Raw genomic sequence first — 290 nt, forward strand, 5'->3', positions numbered from 1 at the left:
GGCAGCGTCAAATCATCTACTCTGCCGCTGTCGTCCTCGCGGCCTATTACTACGACCTGTGGCTGGCGATCTCGACGGTTGCCGTCGTCGCGCTTTCCGAGATCTATGATTACATCCTGTTCCGCCAGATCGCCATATGGCGAGGGCGGAGCCCCCGGATCGCGCGACATTTCCTGTGGCGCATCTATTTCGGTACGATCATCAGCGCCGCCGTCATCTGCATTTACACCATCGGCATCGCGCTGGAGCAGGGGCCGACCACCCATTTCATGTCGCTGTTCTTCCTCTTT

General features: G+C 58.6%; 1 pseudogene. It reads left to right on the plus strand.

Annotated elements, in window-relative coordinates:
* Positions 1-290 (plus strand): annotated as a pseudogene (locus A3728_RS23185) (sensor histidine kinase); the annotation flags it as partial.

It is taken from the genome of Sulfitobacter sp. HI0040 (genome assembly GCF_001634885.1).
Taxonomy (GTDB): Bacteria; Pseudomonadota; Alphaproteobacteria; order Rhodobacterales; family Rhodobacteraceae; genus Sulfitobacter.